General features: G+C 61.9%; 19 protein-coding genes. 12 read left to right on the top strand and 7 right to left on the bottom strand.

The annotated features are described in order from the left end of the window. Positions 1-25 precede the first annotated feature (25 nt). The 3 genes from ACSYDV_RS07320 to ACSYDV_RS07310 form a co-directional block, all read right to left on the bottom strand. Positions 26-769 carry a polysaccharide biosynthesis/export family protein gene (locus ACSYDV_RS07320; RefSeq protein ID WP_438323131.1) on the bottom strand — a complete coding sequence of 248 codons (744 nt, stop codon included), beginning with the start codon at positions 767-769 and terminating at the stop codon, positions 26-28. 51 nt (positions 770-820) lie between these two features. Then, a complete protein-coding gene (locus tag ACSYDV_RS07315; protein ID WP_438323130.1) occupies positions 821-2302 on the bottom strand; it encodes an O-antigen ligase family protein in 1482 nt (493 codons plus the stop codon). A 165-nt stretch (positions 2303-2467) separates the two neighbouring features. Beyond that, on the bottom strand, positions 2468-3244 hold the full coding sequence (locus tag ACSYDV_RS07310) for a metallophosphoesterase family protein (RefSeq protein ID WP_438323129.1): 777 nt from the start codon (positions 3242-3244) through the stop codon (positions 2468-2470). 231 nt (positions 3245-3475) lie between these two features. Between ACSYDV_RS07310 and wecB the strand changes: the two genes are divergently transcribed. The 10 genes from wecB to ACSYDV_RS07260 all read left to right on the top strand — a co-directional run bounded on the left by wecB (position 3476) and on the right by ACSYDV_RS07260 (position 13660). Next, entirely contained in the window at positions 3476-4591 is a 1116-nt protein-coding gene (gene wecB / locus ACSYDV_RS07305) for a non-hydrolyzing UDP-N-acetylglucosamine 2-epimerase (RefSeq protein WP_438323128.1), read from the top strand. 152 nt (positions 4592-4743) lie between these two features. Beyond that, positions 4744-5577 carry a class I mannose-6-phosphate isomerase gene (locus tag ACSYDV_RS07300; RefSeq protein WP_438323127.1) on the top strand — a complete coding sequence of 278 codons (834 nt, stop codon included), beginning with the start codon at positions 4744-4746 and terminating at the stop codon, positions 5575-5577. 58 nt (positions 5578-5635) lie between these two features. Continuing rightward, positions 5636-6202 (top strand): ATP-dependent protease subunit HslV, encoded by a 567-nt coding sequence (gene hslV, locus ACSYDV_RS07295; RefSeq protein ID WP_438323126.1) that lies wholly within the window; start codon positions 5636-5638, stop codon positions 6200-6202. Between the two features lie 4 nt (positions 6203-6206). After that, entirely contained in the window at positions 6207-7508 is a 1302-nt protein-coding gene (hslU, locus tag ACSYDV_RS07290) for an ATP-dependent protease ATPase subunit HslU (RefSeq protein ID WP_438323125.1), read from the top strand. A gap of 156 nt (positions 7509-7664) precedes the next feature. After that, positions 7665-8525, top strand: coding sequence for a helix-turn-helix domain-containing protein (locus ACSYDV_RS07285; RefSeq protein ID WP_438323124.1), 861 nt, complete (start codon positions 7665-7667; stop codon positions 8523-8525). 128 nt (positions 8526-8653) lie between these two features. Continuing rightward, positions 8654-9601, top strand: a complete 948-nt coding sequence (locus tag ACSYDV_RS07280; RefSeq protein ID WP_438323123.1) for a tetratricopeptide repeat protein — start codon at positions 8654-8656, stop codon at positions 9599-9601. Next, positions 9555-10559 (top strand): tRNA lysidine(34) synthetase TilS, encoded by a 1005-nt coding sequence (gene tilS, locus ACSYDV_RS07275; RefSeq protein ID WP_438323122.1) that lies wholly within the window; start codon positions 9555-9557, stop codon positions 10557-10559. The genes ACSYDV_RS07280 and tilS overlap by 47 nt, the downstream gene beginning before the upstream one ends. 82 nt (positions 10560-10641) lie before the next feature. Then, positions 10642-12588, top strand: a complete 1947-nt coding sequence (gene ftsH, locus ACSYDV_RS07270) for an ATP-dependent zinc metalloprotease FtsH (protein WP_438323121.1) — start codon at positions 10642-10644, stop codon at positions 12586-12588. Positions 12589-12610: 22 nt separating this feature from the next. Continuing rightward, positions 12611-12997 (top strand): hypothetical protein, encoded by a 387-nt coding sequence (locus ACSYDV_RS07265; RefSeq protein ID WP_438323120.1) that lies wholly within the window; start codon positions 12611-12613, stop codon positions 12995-12997. A 57-nt stretch (positions 12998-13054) separates the two neighbouring features. Then, a complete protein-coding gene (locus ACSYDV_RS07260; protein WP_438323119.1) occupies positions 13055-13660 on the top strand; it encodes a DUF3800 domain-containing protein in 606 nt (201 codons plus the stop codon). A gap of 75 nt (positions 13661-13735) precedes the next feature. On the opposite strand, the gene ACSYDV_RS07255 is transcribed toward ACSYDV_RS07260, so the two are convergent. Both ACSYDV_RS07255 and rpoZ read right to left on the bottom strand, forming a co-directional pair. Then, positions 13736-14341: a class I SAM-dependent methyltransferase gene (locus ACSYDV_RS07255; RefSeq protein ID WP_438323118.1), complete on the bottom strand. Its 606-nt coding sequence runs from the start codon at positions 14339-14341 to the stop codon at positions 13736-13738. Between the two features lie 125 nt (positions 14342-14466). After that, entirely contained in the window at positions 14467-14811 is a 345-nt protein-coding gene (gene rpoZ / locus ACSYDV_RS07250; protein WP_438323117.1) for a DNA-directed RNA polymerase subunit omega, read from the bottom strand. A 157-nt stretch (positions 14812-14968) separates the two neighbouring features. Here rpoZ and ACSYDV_RS07245 point away from each other — a divergent pair, with 157 nt between their 5' ends. After that, the gene (locus ACSYDV_RS07245; RefSeq protein ID WP_438323116.1) at positions 14969-16177 is read left to right on the top strand and encodes a phospholipase D-like domain-containing protein; all 1209 of its coding nucleotides are present in this window, start codon (positions 14969-14971) and stop codon (positions 16175-16177) included. On the opposite strand, the gene ACSYDV_RS07240 is transcribed toward ACSYDV_RS07245, so the two are convergent. Beyond that, positions 16174-16812 (bottom strand): class I SAM-dependent methyltransferase, encoded by a 639-nt coding sequence (locus ACSYDV_RS07240; protein WP_438323115.1) that lies wholly within the window; start codon positions 16810-16812, stop codon positions 16174-16176. The two genes, ACSYDV_RS07245 and ACSYDV_RS07240, sit on opposite strands and share 4 nt — an antisense overlap. A 153-nt stretch (positions 16813-16965) precedes the next feature. Between ACSYDV_RS07240 and ACSYDV_RS07235 the strand changes: the two genes are divergently transcribed. After that, positions 16966-18270 (top strand): MFS transporter, encoded by a 1305-nt coding sequence (locus tag ACSYDV_RS07235; protein ID WP_438323114.1) that lies wholly within the window; start codon positions 16966-16968, stop codon positions 18268-18270. Here the strand turns inward: ACSYDV_RS07235 and ACSYDV_RS07230 are convergent. Then, entirely contained in the window at positions 18267-20591 is a 2325-nt protein-coding gene (locus ACSYDV_RS07230; protein WP_438323113.1) for a CDC48 family AAA ATPase, read from the bottom strand. The two genes, ACSYDV_RS07235 and ACSYDV_RS07230, sit on opposite strands and share 4 nt — an antisense overlap. Between the last annotated feature and the right edge of the window lie 77 nt (positions 20592-20668).

Genomic DNA, 20668 nt, shown 5'->3' with positions numbered 1-20668 from the left:
GCTTCGCGTCCGTTTACAATGGGACTCATTTTCTCATCTCGCTCGCAAGGAGGATAATCGGTGACAGCAACGCCGGAACCGACTGCAGCAGCAGGTTGAATCGACGCCGCTGTGGGGAATCGCCAACAATCACAATATCGTTCGGGAAAACTTCGGGATCGGAATAATTGCCCCGTCGGATCGCCTCCAGATTATAGAGGCCGACATATTCCTTGCCACCGACGGTACGGAAAATAACGACGTCTTCGAGCTTGGCAAATTCGTTCGTGCCGCCAGCAAGGGCAACAGCACGCATCAGGGTGACGCGACCTACGACCGGATATGCGCCAGCCTTTTTCACTTCACCATCCACCGCCACAGTCATCGATTGGATCGAATATGCACTGGTTGGCGATTTGAAGTTCACCGTGACCTGCGGATCGCGGACATAACGGCCAGCCAATTTACTCCGAATTTCTTCTGAAACCATGTTGGTAGTCTTGCCGCCGGCATCCAGCGCACCGACCAACGGAAAGGTAAACCCGCCCTGCCCGTCTGTCATCACATCGCGCTGCATTTCCGGAACGCCGAACACCTCGACGCGCAGTTCAGTGAAAGGGCCAATATAAGCGACGCGGCTCGCACGTACTCCATCGTCCGCACCGGGGAGTGGTAGCTCAGTCAGCGGCGTGATAGGCGTGCCCGTCGCACTGGCCACCGGCGGCGGCGAACTGGCGCACCCAGCGAGCAAGGCAACATTGAATGCGAGCGCTAGACGAAAGTGCTTCATGGTTTAATTGATCCAGAGTTCCGAAGATGGAGACGGCTATAAAGACTGCAACTATGCTCGCAAGCCGCTATCATCACCGCGCCGGCTCGATTTCAGACGGACCCTGTTTACGGGCGAAGCAGGAACAATTGTCATCAGCAACATGATCGCAACCACCTGCATCGACGGCACGCGCAACGGATAGTCCGTCGCGCTCGCCGCCGCCAGCAGCATCGTCACCGCAATGACCATCACGCGCATGTCACCGCGATGCCCCTTGATCAGGTTACGAAGCCCCTTTGCCAAGATGGCACGGCCCAACCAGACGAACGCAGCAACGAGGATCAACACAAAAGGCAAGCCGCCCGTGAGCACCGCCTCAGTCCAGTCATTATGTGCATGATTGAAATAGCTGGGCTGCAGCAAGTGGTCTGGTTCATATACCTTATAGATTTCAGCGAAAGAGCCGAGCCCGCTACCCGTCAGCCAATATTGTTCAATCATCGATTGCACCGTTGGCCAGGCTCGAACACGCAGATCGTCCGCAACACCCTCACCCATGAAACGCGCGACAGCGCTCGCACGGCTTCCAAGCCAGAGAGTAGCGCCCAGAGCAAGCGCAAGCAGAACCGGGGGAGCAAAGAGAATCGCATTTTTCCAACGTGTCGCGAACGCTTGAGGTGCCGAGAGCCTCCTCTTGCTTGCTGGCAACTCACTTTGGCCGGCGCGCCAGGTCAATCCCACGACCGCATAGCCAAGGCAAAATGCAACGACCCCAGCCGCGAATCCTGCGCGCGAACCGATCAGAGCGGTCAGAGCGGTTAGGAAAAGTGCCGAGAAGATCAGCCCCGCCTGCACCATTTTGCGCTGCCGCTTGCGCATCAATTCATCGCGCAACAGCGTTGCGGCAACGAGCACAGCGATGGCGAGGAAGATGGCATGATGATTGCGGTTTGCGAACAAACCGACCATCGAAATGGGATCGGTTATGCGATAAAAATACGCCGCACCTCCAATACCCGACAGAATCTGGATCAGACCGAGCAAGGCACTGAACGCCGCGATGCCCACGATAGCAAACATCATCTCGCGCTGATTTTCGCTGTTCATTCGTCCAGCTATGAGCAGCGCCGCGATCGGAACAGTCAACGCAAGGAGACTGTTCCAGGTTTTTGACGGTGCAAAGGAAATCGGGCGCCACCAATCAGGCTGCCCCAACAATTGATCAATCGCGAACACCGTGTCGCGCCCCGGCAGAGCTTGCCAGATACCTGGCGGCAACGGGATAAGTTGAACAGCATTCCAGACTGTAAGAAGAAGCAACAGAACCAAAGGCGTTCGAATACGCTTCCAGTCGTCACGAGACATCCCGGCCAATGCCCAGCAAGCAAACAGCACCGCCCCGCCCCGCAACAATGGAAGCGACGCGACATCGCTGCGAGACGACCCGCCGAGCAAAACGACGAATGCGACAAACAGGACGGGCATACGATCACGAACCGCAAACCGGGCTTGCGACCTAAAAGCGATAACCGACTGAGAAATTTTACTCATCAAACTCTTAGATCAAAAAGCCAAAAGCAGACCAAGCCGCCCGAAATCATGCTGGCCGGCGCTTAAACGCTCGCACCGGCAGTGACAAGCAATATGACAAGGAAAGCTGAGATGCACTTGATACGTTCCGGCTGATACGTTCCGGCCCTTGGCACGCTCGCCGCCTCATGATTGCGCTTCGCGCGCAAACAAATACCAGCGCTGGTCATTTTCGAGCGCCAACGCAGCAAGGCATCCGCTCTGAAACGCACCCAGATCGATTCCAATCCGATTGGCTTGCTCATCGGGCTCTGCCGTGATGCTATGGCCATGAACGATGACTTTGCCATGATCGTTCGTTTCATCGAGGAACTCATCTCGAATCCAACGCAAATCGGCCAAGGATTGCCGCTCTAACGGCACGCCAGGACGGATGCCGGCATGGACAAAGGCGTAGTCTCCGATCTCGATGTAATCTTCGCCGCTGTTGAGGAAGTCGATGTGGGACTGAGGCACCAAGGTAGGCAGGCGCGCCGCGACGCCTTCGAAGCTGGCATTGGCCAGAGAGTCACTATCCTTCCAATAACTCTCCACTGTCGCGTCGCCGCCAATACGCATGAAATAGCGCAGTCGACGGACACTGCCCGTAAGCGCGGCGAGAAAGCACTCCTCATGATTTCCCATGAGCAGTCGGGTGTCGGGGAATTCGTTTTTCAAGAGGCGCGCGCGCTCGACGACCTCGGCCGAGGCCGGCCCGCGATCGACAAGGTCGCCGAGAAGGATAAGAGTCGTTTCCGCCTGTGACCGAGATAAATTGTCGGCTCGTATCATGTCGATTATCTGCGAGAACAGATCGTCGCGACCGTGAATGTCGCCGATCGCATAGACTCTACGCCCGGCCGGAATGGCATGAGCAACGGGAATTTTGCGTTCTTCGTACTGGCTTCTACGCTTCCAGAACATGGTGTTGAAAAACCTTCGGTAATGCAGGCATATGGAGAGATAAATGGCGAATCCGGCGTCTCTGGCGACCGGTACCAGCGCGGCGCGGGATCGACAACAACGCGTGTCCGGCCTCGACGTTCCTTCACCACGCCTTGCCACAGACGCAACTTATTTAAGTGGCAGTTCCGCAACGGCTTGTTATCGAGCGTCAGCAAGCGGGGCGCCCCCTGTTACATGGAGATGTTTGCGATGAAAGTGATGGCGGTTTTCGGGACGCGGCCTGAGGCGATTAAGATGTTCCCTGTAATCCACGCGCTGAGAAACCAAAAAGCCATCCAAGTCCGTGTATGCGTGACCGCCCAGCACCGCGAGATGCTGGACCAAGTGCTGCACATTGCGCGAATCACACCCGACGTGGACCTCAACGTTATGCAAAAAAATCAGTCGCTTGATGGGCTTCTCGCACGTCTGGTGACAGGCCTCGGCGAAACCTTCGACGCCGAAAAGCCCGATCGAGTTCTGGTCCATGGCGACACGCTGACCACGATGGCGGCAACATTGTCCGCCTATTTCCGGAAAATCCCGGTCGGTCATGTCGAAGCGGGACTACGCAGCGGCAATATTTATCACCCTTGGCCAGAAGAAGTTAACCGCAAGATTGCCGGCGCTGTCGCCGACCTACATTTCGCACCGACCGAAACTGCCGCAACGGCGCTACGCGTAGAGAATGTGCCGGCCGATCGCATCCACGTCACCGGCAATACTGTGATCGATGCGCTGCTGGCAACCAAGGCACGAATCGACGACGAGCCCGCCCTCGCTGCCGGACTCGATCAGCTTGCGGCACGCTTTGCCGGAAAACACATCATTGCCGTCACATCGCACCGGCGCGAGAATTTCGGCGACGGGATGACCGCGATAGCCGAAGCCGTCGCCGCCATCGCGTCTCGCAACGATGTCGCGGTCGTCTTCCCGGTTCATCCTAATCCGCACGTGCGCAATATTATGGAACCGATCCTGCAAGGTCTCGATAATGTTGCACTGATCGACCCACTCGATTATCCGCACTTCGTCCGCTTGCTTGCAATGTCCGCACTTGTTCTGACCGACAGCGGCGGCGTCCAAGAAGAAGCACCCGCACTAGGCAAGCCCGTCCTAGTGATGCGCGAGACGACCGAGCGGCCAGAAGGCATCGAAGCTGGCACGGCACGGCTTGTTGGAACCGACAAGCAGCGTATTGTTTCTGAAGTTTTCAGCCTTTTGGATGACAAGGATGCCTATACTGCCATGGCCCGCGCCCATAACCCCTTTGGCGACGGCACAGCAGCCAGACAGATCGCTGAGATTATCGCCCGTGCCCATTGACATTGGACAGAAAGCCGCACTTCTTGGGCGTGGAGATATCGCAGCGCTCTTAGAACGTGGTGGCAAGATGGTCTATGACACCCGCAGGCTGTGGCTCTGCCAATCGGGCGCCGCAAGCGACATCCGGCTGCATCTCGCGGCCTGATTTGGCAATGGACAATCTTCAGAATAGCGCAGCAACATTTCAGCGTCTGGAAAGGCTCGTCCTCGAAAAACCTTGGGGCCGCACCGACATTCCGCGCGCGTTCGGTGATTTTGGCGGAAAGCGTATCGGCGAGATATGGTTCTTGCATCCGAGCGGCGACGCCGCAGCGTTCATGATCAAATTTCTCTTCACCTCCGAACGGCTTTCGATTCAGGTCCACCCCGACAACAATGATGCACGCGCGGCGGGACTGGCGCAGGGCAAGGATGAATGCTGGCTGGTCATGGCGGCCGATCAGGGCGCTGAGCTGGGCGTCGGCCTGACCGGAAAAACAACGCGCGAGGCAGTGCACCGCGCCGCTCTCGACGGATCGATCGTCGATATGGTGGATTGGCGCCCCGCCGCCGCGAATGATTTCATCTATAATCCCGCCGGCACCATCCACGCGATCGGCGGCGGGCTCACGATCGTCGAGGTCCAGCAGAATATCGACCGAACTTATCGGCTTTATGATTACGGCCGTCCGCGCGAACTACACCTCGAAGAGGGGCTGAAAGTCGCGTCGGCAGAGCCCGTCGCCGATCCGCGTGATTGCCACATAGATCCTGCCCGCGATCGCAAACTGGTGAGCGGCCCCTATTTTCACGTCCTGCACATGGCCGGCCCGGTCGATCCGGAATTATTGACCGGCATAGACGGCGAACTGACGTTCCTTCCGCTGTCAGCCGCCTGCCGCGTCGCGGGCGAAGCGCTCGGCTTAGGCGAAGCAGTGTTGCTGCATGATCCCGCATTGATCGACATCGCCCCGGGCGGCCGCGCGCTGCTTTGCTGGGCCGCCTGAGCGAAACGGGAACCCCCTCCCCTTGCGGGCTGCCGGGCGATCTCCCATATCGCCGTTCATGAGCGAAACATCCACGCAGCGTGCCGCGCCTTGGCACGGAACCACCATCCTTTCCGCCCGCACTCCCGAAAAGGTCGTCATCATCGGTGACGGCCAGGTGTCGATGGGCCAGACGGTGATGAAACCCAATGCCCGCAAGGTTCGCCGCCTGCACGACGGCAGCGTCATCGGCGGCTTCGCCGGCGCGACCGCAGATGCCTTCACCCTGTTCGAGCGCCTCGAGGCTAAGCTCGAACGGCACAACGGTCAGCTTTTGCGCGCCGCTGTCGAACTGGCCAAGGATTGGCGCACCGACAAATATCTGCGCAACCTGGAGGCGATGATGATCGTCGCCGACAAGGAAGTCACGCTGGTCATCACCGGCAATGGCGATGTGCTCGAACCCAAAGGCGGGATCGCCGCGATCGGCTCGGGCGGCAATTTCGCGCTCTCCGCCGCAACGGCGCTGGTCGACTATGAAAAGGATGCCGAGGTGCTGGTGAAAAAGGCGATGCAGGTCGCCGCCGAAATCTGCGTCTACACCAACGACCAGTTCACCCAAGAAACCATCGAAATTCAGGCATAATCCCATGAACAAAGATCTGACCCCGAAGGCGATCGTCGCCGCATTGGACACGCACATCATCGGCCAGGACGCCGCCAAGCGCGCGGTCGCCGTCGCGCTGCGCAACCGCTGGCGTCGCCAGCAGCTGTCGTCCGATCTGCGCGACGAAGTGACGCCAAAGAATATCCTGATGATTGGCCCCACGGGCTGCGGGAAGACCGAGATTTCGCGGCGCCTGGCGAAGCTCGCCGACGCACCCTTCATCAAGGTCGAGGCGACCAAATTCACCGAGGTCGGCTATGTCGGCCGCGACGTCGAACAGATCGCCCGCGATCTCGTGGAAGAAGCCGTGCGGCTGGAGAAGGACCGCCGCCGCGAAGCCGTGCGCGCCGCCGCCGAAGAAGCCGCGATGGAACGCCTGCTGGACGCGCTCACCGGCAAGGGCGCCAGCGAGGCGACGCGCCAGAGTTTCCGCCAAAGGATACGCGAAGGCCATCTCGACGACAACGAAGTCGAAATCGAGGTATCCGATGCCCCGAGCATGCCGTTCGAACTGCCCGGTCAGCCGGGCCAGATGGGCATGATCAACTTGTCCGACATGCTCGGCAAGGCGATGGGCGGCATGCCCAAGAAGCGCCGCAAGCTGAAGGTCATCGAAGCCGCGACGCGGCTGATCGAGGAAGAGCAGGACAAGCGCCTCGACCAGGATGATGTCGCACGCGTCGCGCTCGCCGATGCCGAGGCCAATGGCATCGTCTTCCTCGACGAAATCGACAAGATCGCGGTCAGCGATGTGCGCGGCGGATCGGTGAGCCGCGAGGGCGTCCAGCGCGACCTGTTGCCGCTGATCGAGGGCACGACGGTCGCGACCAAATATGGTCCGATGAAGACCGACCATATCCTCTTCATCGCATCCGGCGCCTTCCATGTTGCGAAGCCCAGCGACCTGCTCCCCGAACTGCAGGGCCGCCTGCCGATCCGTGTCGAGCTGAGCGCTCTCAGTGAGTCCGATTTCGTCCGCATCCTCAGTGAAACCAAGGCGGGGCTCCCCGAACAATATGTCGCGTTGATCCAGACCGAAGGCGTCACCATCTCTTTCACCGACGACGCGATCGCGCGCGTTGCGAAGCTCGCTGCCGAGGTGAATGAGAAGGTCGAGAATATCGGCGCGCGCCGGTTGCAGACAATGATGGAACGGCTCGTCGAGGAAGTCAGCTTCGGCGCCGAGGACATGGGCGGGACGACGCTCGTGATCGACGCTGCCTATGTCGACGGCCAGCTTGCCGACGTCGTCGGCGACACCGACCTCAGCAAATATGTCCTCTGATCGCACCGCTTTTTGCCAGGCTTCGGGGCGAGCCGAACAAGGCCCCCATTAAGCCGTTCGTTTTGCCGAACTTCATTTGACTTTGCCGCGCCGTCAATGCGATGAACGGTGCGACACGGTCGTCATGGGTTGCAACCGACCGGCACGGAGACAGTAATGGCAGAAGAAGAGGGCGCCCCCCAAGGCGAACTGGCGATCACGCGTACCGGCGATCGGCTACGCCTGGCCCGCGAGGCCGCGGGGCTGTCGCTTGCCGATATCGCCACGCGCACGCGCATTACCCAGCGTCATCTTCTGGCCATTGAAAAATCGGAATTTTCCGAGCTTCCCGGGCGGACCTATGTCACGGGTTTCGCGCGCGCCTATGCTCGCGCTGTCGACCTTCCCGAGGCAGAAATCGGCGCGGAGATCCGCCGCGAGCTCGAAGAAGATGAATATGGCGCGCGTCCGCTTTACGAGGCGTATGAACCGACCGATCCCGATCGCCTGCCGACGGCACGGCTGACGTGGACGCTGGTTGTCGTCGCGCTCATCCTGGTGTCGGCCTATGGCGTCTGGCGCTTCCTGTCGGTCGAACCCGACGAGGCACTGATCGCCGCTCAGAATCGCGATGCGGACGCGTCCGAAGCGCCCGCAGCCACTGGCGCGCCAGCGACCAAGGCCGGAACTCCGACCGAACAAGCGGCGGTTGCCACCAATGCTCCGGTCGTCCTGACCGGCCTTTCGGAAGTCTGGATCGGTTTCGACGACGCGACCGGCAAGACCGAAAACTGGCGCACCCTCGATGCAGGCGAAACCTATGAGGTTCCGCCCGCCTATATCGAACAGTTCACGCTGCGCACCAGCATTCCGCAGGCGTTGAAGGTCACCGTTGGCGGCCGCGATATCGGCGCGGTCGGTCCTGCCGATACGCTCGTCAAGGGCGTGTCGCTGAAACCCGCGGACCTGGTTGCGCGCGCCGAGGTTAATGGCGCGCCCGGCACGACCCCGGCGGCGGCACCGCTTCCGAAACGCTGATCACAGGTTCAAACGGCCGCCATTTCGGCGGACCGGAGCGACCGCGCGCCGAATTGGGTTTGCGCAGCGGCTGGTTGCGGCGTTATGGTGCAGAAGTGTAATAGTTAATTGTGGGGACCGATCGGCCAATGAAGACGCGTGATATCATGTTCCTGGGTGCAGCAGCGATCGCTTTGTCGGCGACGCCCGCCGCACAAGCCCAGCAGGCCGGAATCGACAAAAGGGTCGAGCGGCTGGAAAAGGAAATGCGCGCGGTGCAGCGTTCGGTGTTCCCCGGCGGCGCACCTGCCTTCTTCGAAGGCGAGATTGCGCCCGACAAGGCGCCGGGCACCGGCGTCCGCAGCAACACACCCGTGATCGAACTGACCACCCGGGTCGATGCCCTCGAATCCCAATTGCAGGCCCTGACCGGCCAGACCGAACAAAATGCCTTTCAGCTGCGCGAGCTGGAAAAGAAATTTACTGCCTATAAGGCCGAAATGGACAAGCGCTTCCCCGATCCCGCCGCCGCGGCCGCCGTCGAAACCCCCGCCAGCCTTACCCCGACGGTCAAGCCGCCTGCCGCGACCTCGACCGTCGCAGCCGCCACCGCCCCGGCGAAGAAGCCTGCGGCCAAGCCGGCCGCTGCAACGACGCCCGACGCCGCCCGGCTCGCGCTGGTGAAGAGGGTCGAGGTCCCCGCGACCGGCAATGAGGTCGAGGATGCCTATAATTATGGTTATCGCCTGTGGGAAGCCAAGCTCTACCCCGAGGCGCAGACCCAGCTCAAACAGGTCGTGACCAAATGGCCCAGGGATAGCCGCGCGAGCTTCGCGCAGAACCTGCTCGGCCGCGCCTATCTCGACGAAGGCAAGCCCAGCCTCGCGGCGGTCGCCTTTTATAACAATTACAAGGATCGGCCGAGCGGCGCGCGTGCCCCGCACAGCCTGATGTATATGGGCGTCGCGCTCGACAAGCTCGGCCGCAAGGCTGACGCCTGCAAGGCGTTTCGCGAACTCGATGAAGTCTATGGGGCCAAGGCTCCGAAGGATGTCCGGGACGATGCGGCTGCCGCAAAAACAAAAGCTGGCTGCTGACGGCGACGCCGCCGACCGGCTTGCCGGCGATCTGCTCGCGCTGGTCGGCGGCGACTGGCACCGGCGGCATTATGGCGTCGCCGTTTCGGGCGGGCCCGACAGCATGGCTCTACTCTGGCTGATGGCTTCGGTGCTGCCCGGACAAGTCCGGGCGGCGACCGTCGATCACGGCCTGCGGCAGGGTTCGGACGAAGAAGCAAAAATGGTGGCGGGCTTTTGCGCCCGCGAACATATCCCGCATTCGACCCTGCATCCCACCGAACCGATCAAGGGATCTTTGCAGGCGGCAGCGCGCACCGAACGCTATCGCCTGCTCGACCAATGGCGCGAGGCGCATGCGCTCGATCATATCGTCACCGCACATCACGCCGACGACCAGCTCGAGACGATCGTCATGCGCCTCAACCGCAGCAGCGGGGTCGGCGGCCTCGCCGCGATCCGCGCCTGCAACGGCACGCTCCTGCGGCCGCTGCTCCATTGGCGGCGAAACGCACTGGTGACGCTGGCACTCGAAAACGACCTGCCCTTCGTCGACGATCCATCGAACAGCGACAATCGCTTCGACCGCGCGCGGCTGCGCCATGCCCTGCAATCGCAAAACGTGATCGACCCCGAAGCGGCGGCGCGATCGGCGCAATGGCTGGGTGAGGCCGATGATGCGATCGACTGGGCCGTCGAGCGCCTGATCGCATCCTGGCCCGACGCATCCGATATCGCGGTGATCCGTGACGATGGCTATCCGCCCGAAATCTTCCGCCGCATTGTCACCCAGCGACTCCGCGCCAACGCACCGCAACTGGCGCTGCGCGGCGCCTCGCTCGACGGCGTGATCGCTGCGATGCACGCGGGGCGGCGCGCGATGGTCGGGTCATTGCTGATCGATGCGGTACGCGGCCTCCAGGGCACAATTTGGCGCATTTCGCTCGCTCCGCGCCGGAAAGCCCGCACAAAGGGCTGATTGGCTCATTGTCATTTAACCGGATTATCCTATCTTATGTGGGTAGGGTCGCGACAGACGCGATATTTTGGAAAGATTCCGCATGCAGGACGACAAGGAACCGCAGGGCAACCCCTGGATGAAGAGTGTGATGATCTGGAGCGGCATATTGCTTGCCATGCTCCTCGTCGCCTCGATGTTCGGCGGTGCAGCACAGCCCGCGGGAAGTCCGCTTGCCTATTCCGAGTTCCGGCAAAAGGTCGAAGAAGGCGCCGTCAAGGACGTCGTCCTGTCCGACGACCGGGTAACGGGCACGCTCTCGAACGGCGATCGCTTCACGGCCAATGTCGTGCGCGACCCCGAACTGCTCAAAATGCTCAACGACAATAATGTCAAATATGACGGAACGCCGACCGAAACGGGCAATGTGTGGATGTATATGCTCATCCAGATCCTGCCCTTCCTGCTGATCCTCGGCATCGCCTTCTTCGTTTTCCGGCAGGTGCAGAAAAACAACGGCTCGGGCGCGATGGGCTTTGGCAAGTCGCGCGCGAAGATGCTGACCGAAAAGCAGGGCAAGGTGACGTTTGACGATGTTGCCGGGATCGACGAAGCCCGCGAAGAGCTGGAAGAAATCGTCGAATTCCTTCGCGATCCGACCAAATTCTCGCGGCTCGGCGGCCAGATTCCGAAGGGCGCCTTGCTTGTCGGTTCACCCGGCACCGGCAAGACGCTGCTCGCCCGCGCGATTGCGGGTGAAGCTGGCGTTCCCTTCTTCACCATTTCGGGTTCGGACTTCGTCGAAATGTTCGTCGGCGTCGGTGCGAGCCGCGTCCGCGACATGTTCGAACAGGCCAAGCGTAATGCGCCGTGCATCGTCTTCATCGACGAAATCGACGCGGTCGGCCGCCATCGCGGCGCCGGCCTCGGCAACGGCAATGACGAGCGCGAACAGACGCTGAACCAGCTGCTCGTCGAAATGGACGGCTTCGAGGCCAACGAAGGCATCATCATCGTCGCCGCGACCAACCGCCCCGACGTGCTCGACCCCGCCCTCCTCCGTCCGGGCCGCTTCGACCGCCAGGTCGTCGTGCCGCGCCCGGACATCGAGGGCCGTCAGAAAATTCTGGAAGTCCACACGCGCAAAAAGCCGCTGGCACCCGACGTCGACCTACGCCGCGTCGCGCGCGGCACGCCGGGTTTCTCGGGCGCCGATCTGGCCAATCTTTGCAACGAAGCGGCGCTGCTCGCTGCTCGCAAGGGCAAGCGCCTGATCGCGAACGACGAGTTCGAAGAGGCCAAGGACAAGGTCATGATGGGCGCCGAACGCCGCTCGATGGTCATGACCGAGGACGAGAAGAAAGCGACCGCCTATCACGAGGCTGGCCATGCGCTCGTCTCGCTCCACGTCGAACATAATGATCCGCTTCACAAGGTGACGATCATCCCGCGCGGCCGCGCGCTGGGCGTGACGTGGAACCTGCCCGAACGCGACCGCTATTCGCAGAATATGAAGCAGATGAAGGCGCGCCTCGCGCTCTGCTTCGGCGGCCGCATCGCCGAACAGCTCATCTACGGCAAGGACGAGCTCAACACCGGCGCATCGAACGACATCCAGCAGGCGACCGACATGGCGCGCGCCATGGTCATGGAATATGGCATGTCCGAAAAGCTCGGCTGGCTGCGCTATCGCGACAATCAGGACGAGGTGTTCCTCGGACACAGCGTGTCGCGCGCGCAGAATATGTCCGAAGAGACCGCCAAGCTGATCGACGCCGAAGTCCGCCGCCTCGTCGAGGAAGGCGAAAAGGTTGCGCGCAAGGTTCTCACCGACAATATCGACGAACTCCACCTGCTCGCCGGTGCCCTGCTCGAATATGAGACGCTGTCGGGTGAAGAAGCGAAGCGCGCGATCAAGGGTGAAGACATCGGCCGTGAGGATGATGCCGACAAGCGCGGCACGCCGGTCCATGGCCATGCCGGGTCGCTGCCGCAGATCAAGCGCAAGAAACCCCGCCCGTTCGGCGACGCCAATCCGCAAGGCGCATAGAGCCGCGAACACGTCGCTGCGCATGTTCAAGGAACGGCTATCATCCGCCACGCTGGCGGTCGGCGCGGGGGCCATGCTGTGCGGCATGGCCCCCGGCGACATGAGCGTCGCCGCCTTCCTGTTGCGCGCGGATTCGGTCAGCCGGCTGGGCCCGCTCGCGATTGCGACGCCCGAGGGCCTCCGCCTCAAGAATGAGGTTGTTGCGGCGGGCAAGCGTTACAAGGCGCGGATCGACGCGCAGCGCCGCGCAGGCGTCAGGACGACGAGCTGCCCGCCTGAAACAGGTTCGCTGACCCCCGATCAATGGCTCGCGCATCTGCGCAGCTATCCCGCCCCATCCCGCAAGTCGGTTTCCATCTATGTCGCATTCGATGCGCTGATGAAGAAACGCTATCCCTGCCCCGCCTGATCCGGCAGTTAAGGTGGAGGATAAATTGCCAGCCGAACAAGGGAGGAAGCTGGTCCGATGACGATCTATTGCGACGAATCGGGCGGCCTTAACGCCGGTGCCATGACCTTTTCGGCGGTGATGCTGACCCCGCAGGCCGCCACTGCGATCCACGACCGATTTCGAAGCGTCACCAGTCTTCGCGGTGAATTGAAAGGTAGCCGGATCAGCATCGTCGAGCGCGCCTGGCTGCTCGAACTGTTCGACCGCGCCGGCGGCCGGGCCTGGGTGGCGGTCGCCGACCGCGATACGCTCGCGCAAGCTCAAGGCGGTACCCTGCCCAGCGATCTTGCACTTTACGCCGCGCTGCTGAACCTCGCGGTCGGGCGCTGGCTTCCCGAAACCGGCGGCGTGTGCACCGACGTCGTGATCGACGATGGCCGCTATGACGCGAAGATCCTGTCAAAGGTGCGCGAGGAAATACAGGCCAGCCTTGGCCAATGGGGCCGCGCTTCGCTTGCCGACAGCCGCCGCAGCGATGGCGTCCAGATCGCCGATGTGATCGCGAACAGCCTGTTCAACATCACGGTCGAATCACCGCGCGCCCACCGCATTCAGCGGATCATAGATCCCATGCTGGCGTCGAAGGCGATCCGTATCGCCGAATTAACCCGCCTCGATTGATTGACCGCCCTTGCCCCAATGCCCGCGAACCGCGGCTGAACTGACAGATCCCAAAAGACAGGCTTCCAGTTCGACCTAACGTCCTTGGGCGAGCCAAATGGTGTGGAAACCGCATGTCGGATCTTCCACGACATGGTCGACCACCCGAAAACCGTGGGAGTCGAGCAAGGCACGATATTCTTCGTGACCAAGGCTTCCGTGATAGAGCGGCTCACCTTCCAGTTCGCCGATCGCGGTGCCTTCGCCTGGCCCGCTGGTGAACATGAGGGCGGCACCCGGTGCGGCATGCGCCTGAAAGCGTGCGAACATGGTGCGCTGATCGTCTGGCGAAAGATGGAAAAAGCTGTCCCAGGCAAGCAGACCCGCAAATTTTCGATCGAGAGAAAGCTGTCGCATGTCCGCGAGGATCGCTGGCCTACCCGGCAGATTGCTCCGGAACAGCGCCAGCATCTCCGGCGCGCCATCGACGCCGGTGACATCGAACCCGCGCCGGACCAGTTCGCCGGCGATCGGCAAACCTGATCCGCAACCGATATCGAGCACCGCAGCGTTCGCAGGCAACAGGCCACAAAAGCGATCGAGCCAGGCGCTTTCCACCAACCTGTCGCCGCGCAATCCAGCCCAGGCCTGACCGCGACGGCGATATACGCCGAGAACGCTATTCTCGATGTCGTCTGTCATGCCAGTCTCCGCCATGCCAGTCTCCGCTCGGGTCCAACTTGTCCGGCGTTTGCATCAGACACAATCACCAAACAGAAAGGGCCGCAGTTTCCTGCGGCCCTTTTGGCAATCGATTGTCGCAGCGCTTATTCGAAGTCGCTGCCGCCACCGGCCGGGCTGCGCGGCGGCGCAGCGGCGGTCAGACGAAGGGCTTCCGCCGAACGGCTGATCGAGCTGATTTCATCGGGCGTATCGTCATCGTCGACGACGACCTTCTGCAGCGAACCGATCAGTGTGTCCTTGAGGTCGATCGGACGCACGGTCTGTTCGGCGATTTCGCGCAGCGCAACGACGGGGTTTTTATCGCGGTCGCGATCGACGGTCAGCTCCGAACCGCCCGAGATTTCACGCGCGCGATGCGCGGAGAGCAGGACGAGGTCGAAACGGTTGGGAATCTTGTCGACGCAATCCTCGACGGTAACGCGGGCCATGTTGTTTCCTTGATTGAGGAGAGGCCAGCTTGGAAGGGCTGGCGGCAAGCGCTGCGCGCTACCAGTAGCCCGCATAAATGTCAATCAAACCTCGCCCCCAACCTGCCCTCGGCGACCAGCCTTGCCCCGATCGCAAAGCACCGCCTATGAGCAGGTGATGATCGAAACTTCCGGCTCTGCCCCTCCCCCCGACCGGTTGACGGCGGATGTTGCCGGCCACCGGCTCGAACTGCTGTTCGATGGCGGCGAGCGATTGAGCCGGTTGATCGCGCTGATCGATGGTGCCGCACACAGCATCGACATCATCATGTATATTTTCGAGCATGACCATTGCGGGACGCAAGTCCTCGACCGACTGGTCGCGGCGGCGGAACGCGGGGTGCGCGTTCGTGCCGTGATCGACAGCTTCGGCTCGTCCGACACCCCCGATGCGATCTTCGCTCCGCTGCGCACCGCAGGGGGCAGCGTCACTTTTTTCTCGCGCCACTGGCGATCGAGCTATTTGATCCGCAACCACCAGAAACTTCTGCTGATCGACGGCCGCGTCGCGGTGACCGGCGGGTTCAACATCGCCGACGGTTATCTCAGCAACGACCTGAGCAACGACGGCGAAGCCTGCTGGTTCGATCTTGGCCTTTTCATCGAAGGCCCCTCACTTCCGCGCATCGTCCAATGGTTCGAGGATATTCACGATTACACCGTCCAGAACGACGGCAAATTGCTGATGCTTCGCCGCATGATCCGCGAATGGCCGGTCGCGAACGGGCCAGTGACCTGGCTCGTCGGCGGTCCCACCCAACGCCTGTCACCTTGGGCGCGTGTAGTGCGCGGCGATCTCGATAAGGCGCGGCAGCTCGACATGGCGATGGCCTATTTCTCGCCCGGTCAAGGCATGCTGAGGCGGTTGGGCCGGGTCGCGCGGCGAGGCAAAGCGCGCTTCGTGATGGCGGGCAAATCGGACAATGCCGCAACGATCGGCGCGTCACGCTTGCTCTACGGCTATCTGCTCCGCAAGAAGGCCAAGGTCTGGGAATATCGGCCCTGTCGGCTTCATATGAAGCTGATCATCATCGACGATGTGGTTTATATCGGCTCGGCCAATTTCGACATGCGCAGCCTGTTCATGAATGTCGAGGTGATGCTGCGTATCGACGATGCGAGCTTTGCCGAAAAAATGCGCAGCTTCATTGCGGCGCTGGAGGGCAATTGCGATGCCATTACGCCCGAAGTCCACAAGGCGCGCGGCACTTTCCTGACGCGACTGCGCTGGACGCTGGCATGGTTCGTCGTGGGCCTTGCCGATTATACCGTCACGCGCCGACTCAATTTCGGGCTCTCCGAAAGCGACCCGCGGCTGGAACTTTAGTCCTTCCAGCCCCAAAAGAGAAAGCACGGCGGGACATTGACCCATTCGAACGCGCTGTCGATGCGGGTGAAATGCGCAGCGAGGAAATCGCGCGCGCGGGCGCGGAACTGGTAGACGAGGAAAGCGCCGCCCGGGCGCAGCGCGCGGTGGGTCGCCGCGGCAATCGCAGGACCGACGCCGGCGGGCAACGTCGAGAAGGGCAAGCCCGAGAGGATATAATCGGCCTTTTCGAAACCATGCGCCGCGATGATCGCCTCGACATCCGCGGCCGAGCCGTGGACCGCAACGAAACGACTATCGCGGATATCCTTGCGCAGATAGTCGATGAAATCTTCATTGGTATCGATCGCGATCAGCATCGCATCGCCGGACATGCGTTCGAGAACGGGGCGACAGAACGTGCCGACCCCGGGACCATATTCGACGAACAGCTTCGTGTTCTTCCAATCGACCGGTCCCAGCATGTGCCGGATCAGCGTCGGCGAAGACGGGACGATCGAACCCACCATCACCGGATGCTTGATGAACCCGCGGACAAACATGCCCCATGGTCCGAAAAAGCGTTGCAACCGGGTGCGAATCCGGTCGATCAACGCGACCTTCGTGGCTTGGGCCTGCGCCCGAGGATTGGTCATGATGGCTTTCGCGTTGTTGCGGGTCTCCATGGCGTGGCAAAATCGACGCCCGGGCGCAAGGAAAGAGTCAGTCTTGACTCTGGACAGACCGCCCTCTCGCTGTAGGGTGGAGCTCAAGCTTGCGAGCGATAAGCCATGGGGTACGGGGAAAATATGACAACAAAATCCCCCTCTATCCCCGCCGATCGCATGGCGGTCCTCTTCGCGGTCATGCTCGTCGCGGCGGCAGGCAATACCGCGATGCAGTCGATCCTGCCCGCCATCGGCGCCAAACTTCACATCCCCGACGTCTGGGTCAGCTTGGCCTTCAGCTGGTCGGCGCTGCTGTGGGTGCTGACCGCGCCGCATTGGGCGCGCCAGTCAGACAAGCGCGGACGCAAAGCGCTGATGGCGCTCGGCGTGATCGGGTTCCTGTCATCCATGGCCCTGTGCGGGTTGACCCTTTGGGCCGGTCTGTCGGGCTGGCTCGCAGCGGGCGCAACCTTCGTCATCTTTGCCGTCTTCCGCAGCCTGTATGGCGCGCTCGGGTCAGCAGCGCCGCCGGCGGTGCAGGCCTATGTCGCGGCGCGAACCGACCCTGCCGAACGCACGCAGGCACTATCGCTGGTTTCCTCATCCTTCGGGCTCGGCACTGTTATCGGACCGGCGATCGCACCTTTCTTCATCCTTCCCTTCGTCGGCCTCGCCGGGCCGCTGCTGGTGTTTGCGCTGATCGGGCTGATCGTCCTGGTGATGCTGCGCTGGCGCCTGCCGGACGATATACCGCGGTTTGCGGCCCGCGGCACGATCGTTTCCTACCCAACGTCCGCCGGCACCCCCGATGCAACGAGCAGCGACGAAGAGGATGAAACCGACCTCACGGCCCCAACCGAGCCATTGCGCTGGACCGATCGCCGCGTGCGGCCATGGATGTTCGCAGGGCTATTCGGCGGCCAGGCGCAGGCGATGATGCTGGGGGTCATCGGTTTCCTGATCCTCGACCGGCTGAACCTCCGCCTGCGTCCTGACGAGGGTGCCGCGATGACCGGCATCGTGCTGATGGCGGGCGCATTCGCGACTTTGCTGGCACAATGGGGGCTGATTCCCCTGCTGAAGATGTCAGCACGTACCGCAGTACTGTTTGGGGCCGCGCTCGGCGGAGTGGGCGCCGTCGTGACCGGCCTGTCCCAGGACCTCCACGGCATCATCATCGGCTTCGCCCTCGCGTCGCTCGGCTTCGGATTATTCCGTCCGGGCTTTACTGCGGGCGCATCGCTTTCCGTGCCGCGCCGCGATCAGGGCGGCGTTGCCGGCATGACCGCGTCGATCAACGGATCGGCCTATATCGTCTCTCCCGCCATCGGCGTGCTGCTCTATAATTGGCATCCGATGGTCGCCTATGGCCTGATGGCCGGCTTTTGCGGCTGGCTGGTGGTGTGGGGCTGGTCCGCGCTGAGGCTAGACCAGCCGACCACTTAATCCTTCGCGTCGCCGTCGTGCTTGCGCTCGCGCACGGGCTTGAGCATGCCGGGCGCGAAGAAGCCGATCGGATCGACGCTCATCGCGGCCTGTTTGATCTCGCCCTGGATTTTTTCATAATCCTTTTCCATCGCCTCGGTGACCGAGGCGCGGGTATCCTTCAGCGCGGCTTCGAAATCCTCCATCGTGACCGTATCGCTGTCGATCGAGCGCTTGAGCGCAGCAAGCCCCGCCCGCCGCGTCAGATCTTCCAGATCCGCACCGGTGAAACGATCCGACCGTTCGGCGAGTGCTGCCAGATCGACATCCTTCGCCAGCGGCATTCTGCCAGTCTGGATTTCAAGGATACGGCGGCGCCCCTCCTTGTCGGGAACAGCAACATAGATGAGTTCATCGAGCCGGCCGGGACGCAGCAAGGCGGGATCGATCAGGTTCGGGCGGTTCGTCGCACCGATCACGACCACCGACTGCATTTCCTCGATCCCGTCCATTTCGGCGAGGATCGTGTTGACGACGCGTTCGGTCACCTGCGGCTCGCCCGAAGTCCCGCTGCCCCGCGCGGGCACAAGGCTGTCAAGCTCGTCAATGAAGACGATGCACGGCGCCACGGCGCGCGCACGCGCGAACAGGCGCGCAATCTGCTGCTCGCTCTCGCCATACCATTTAGACAGCAGATCGGACGATTTGATCGAGATGAAATTGGCGTCGGACTCGCGCGCCGCCGCCTTTGCGAGCAAGGTCTTGCCGGTTCCTGGCGGCCCATAGAGCAGGAAGCCCTTGGCGGGGCGGATACCAAGGCGACGAAACGCTTCGGGGTTTTTCAGCGGCAGCTCAATCCCCTCGATCAGCTTGTCGCGCGCGGCATCGAGCCCGCCGATGTCGCTCCAGCGGGTTTTCGGGGCCTGCACCATCACTTCGCGCATTGCCGACGGCTGGACGCGCTTCAGCGCATTGTTGAAATCCTCACGCGTGACGCGCAATTCCTCAAGCACTTCAGGCGGAATCGTCCCTTCCTCAAGGTTCAGCTTGGGCATGATCCGCCGCACCGCCTCGATCGCCGCTTCGCGCGTCAGCGCCGCCATGTCGGCGCCGACGAAACCAAAGGTCGTGCGCGCGAGTTCGGTGAGGTCGACATCCTCCGCCAGCGGCATGCCGCGGGTGTGAATGCCCAGGATTTCGCGGCGTCCGCTTTCATCGGGAACCCCGATAACGATTTCGCGGTCGAAGCGGCCGGGACGCCGCAGCGCTTCATCAATCGCATCGGGACGATTGGTCGCAGCGATGACGACGAGATTCGTCCGCGGCTCGAGCCCGTCCATCAAGGTGAGCAGCTGCGCGACAAGGCGCTTCTCCGCCTCGCCCTGCACCTGTCCGCGTTTCGGAGCGATAGAATCGATTTCGTCAATGAAAAGGATCGATGGCGCAGCCTTTGCCGCCTGCTCGAAAATATCGCGCAGCCGCTTTTCGGACTCGCCATAGGCACTGCCCATGATCTCCGGCCCGTTGATCAGGAAGAATTGCGCCTCGCTCTCATTGGCAACGGCGCGTGCCAGACGCGTCTTGCCGGTTCCCGGCGGGCCATGGAGCAGCACGCCGCGCGGCGGATCGACGCCGAGGCGGCGGAAAAGTTCGGGATAGCGCAGCGGAAGTTCGACCATCTCGCGCAGCTGGCCGATCGTCTCGCCGAGCCCGCCAAGGTCATCATAGGTGACGTCGGTGCGCCGCGCGTCCTGCGGCTCCTGATATTCGGGAAGCAGTTCAACTTCGGTATTCTCGTCGATATAGACGATCCCCTTGGGACTCGCCGACACAACGAGCAGGCGAACTTCGGCGAGCGCATAGGCGGGCGCGTTGAGCATCTGGCGTAGCTGCGGCGGCATGTCGCCGGCCGAAACGCGCTGTTGCCCCGCGGTCGCAACGGTATCCCCGGCGACGAGCGGACGGCCGAAGAAACTGCGCTTCAATGCCATGGCCGAGCCCTGCAGCCGCAGATTTTCCTGGGCCGGGGCGAAAACGACGCGTGTCGCCGGACGAGTCTCGACGCGGCTCAATACCACCATATCGCCCGCGCCCGCACCGGCATTGGCGCGTTGCAGGCCATCGAGGCGGATCACCTCCAACCCTTCATCCTCGGCATAGGGCGCGACGACGCGCGACGCGGTCTGGCGCTTGCCGCTGATCTGGATGATGTCACCCTCGGTCACGCCGAGTTCGGCCATCGCCGAGCGCGGAATGCGGGCGATACCGCCGCCGCTTTCCTCGGCGCGCGCGCTGGCGACCTGCAGCTTGATCTGCTTTTCCTTACCCTCTGCATCGGCCAATTCGCGTCTCCCTAAAAAGGTCTGAATGCGAAGATAGGATGCTGGTTCCCGATTTGCGACCCCCTGCCCCGCAGCCG

The organism is Sphingopyxis selenitireducens, from assembly GCF_051550705.1.
GTDB lineage: Bacteria > Pseudomonadota > Alphaproteobacteria > Sphingomonadales > Sphingomonadaceae > Sphingopyxis.
The sequence above is the reverse complement of the archived record's forward strand: the minus strand, read 5'-3'. Positions and strand labels throughout refer to the sequence as shown.

What these genes read in the sequence shown, in the direction of transcription:
- ACSYDV_RS07320 (WP_438323131.1), bottom strand. Translation starts at nt 769, where the DNA reads ATGAAGCACTTTCGTCTAGCGCTCGCATTCAATGTTGCCTTGCTCGCT.
- ACSYDV_RS07285 (WP_438323124.1), top strand. Translation starts at nt 7,665, where the DNA reads ATGGCAGAAGAAGAGGGCGCCCCCCAAGGCGAACTGGCGATCACGCGT.
- ACSYDV_RS07300 (WP_438323127.1), top strand. Translation starts at nt 4,744, where the DNA reads ATGGACAATCTTCAGAATAGCGCAGCAACATTTCAGCGTCTGGAAAGG.
- ACSYDV_RS07315 (WP_438323130.1), bottom strand. Translation starts at nt 2,302, where the DNA reads ATGAGTAAAATTTCTCAGTCGGTTATCGCTTTTAGGTCGCAAGCCCGG.
- ACSYDV_RS07280 (WP_438323123.1), top strand. Translation starts at nt 8,654, where the DNA reads ATGAAGACGCGTGATATCATGTTCCTGGGTGCAGCAGCGATCGCTTTG.
- rpoZ (WP_438323117.1), bottom strand. Translation starts at nt 14,811, where the DNA reads ATGGCCCGCGTTACCGTCGAGGATTGCGTCGACAAGATTCCCAACCGT.
- tilS (WP_438323122.1), top strand. Translation starts at nt 9,555, where the DNA reads ATGTCCGGGACGATGCGGCTGCCGCAAAAACAAAAGCTGGCTGCTGAC.
- ftsH (WP_438323121.1), top strand. Translation starts at nt 10,642, where the DNA reads ATGCAGGACGACAAGGAACCGCAGGGCAACCCCTGGATGAAGAGTGTG.
- ACSYDV_RS07260 (WP_438323119.1), top strand. Translation starts at nt 13,055, where the DNA reads ATGACGATCTATTGCGACGAATCGGGCGGCCTTAACGCCGGTGCCATG.
- ACSYDV_RS07240 (WP_438323115.1), bottom strand. Translation starts at nt 16,812, where the DNA reads ATGACCAATCCTCGGGCGCAGGCCCAAGCCACGAAGGTCGCGTTGATC.
- ACSYDV_RS07245 (WP_438323116.1), top strand. Translation starts at nt 14,969, where the DNA reads ATGATCGAAACTTCCGGCTCTGCCCCTCCCCCCGACCGGTTGACGGCG.
- ACSYDV_RS07310 (WP_438323129.1), bottom strand. Translation starts at nt 3,244, where the DNA reads ATGTTCTGGAAGCGTAGAAGCCAGTACGAAGAACGCAAAATTCCCGTT.
- wecB (WP_438323128.1), top strand. Translation starts at nt 3,476, where the DNA reads ATGAAAGTGATGGCGGTTTTCGGGACGCGGCCTGAGGCGATTAAGATG.
- ACSYDV_RS07255 (WP_438323118.1), bottom strand. Translation starts at nt 14,341, where the DNA reads ATGACAGACGACATCGAGAATAGCGTTCTCGGCGTATATCGCCGTCGC.
- ACSYDV_RS07235 (WP_438323114.1), top strand. Translation starts at nt 16,966, where the DNA reads ATGACAACAAAATCCCCCTCTATCCCCGCCGATCGCATGGCGGTCCTC.
- hslU (WP_438323125.1), top strand. Translation starts at nt 6,207, where the DNA reads ATGAACAAAGATCTGACCCCGAAGGCGATCGTCGCCGCATTGGACACG.
- hslV (WP_438323126.1), top strand. Translation starts at nt 5,636, where the DNA reads ATGAGCGAAACATCCACGCAGCGTGCCGCGCCTTGGCACGGAACCACC.
- ACSYDV_RS07265 (WP_438323120.1), top strand. Translation starts at nt 12,611, where the DNA reads ATGTTCAAGGAACGGCTATCATCCGCCACGCTGGCGGTCGGCGCGGGG.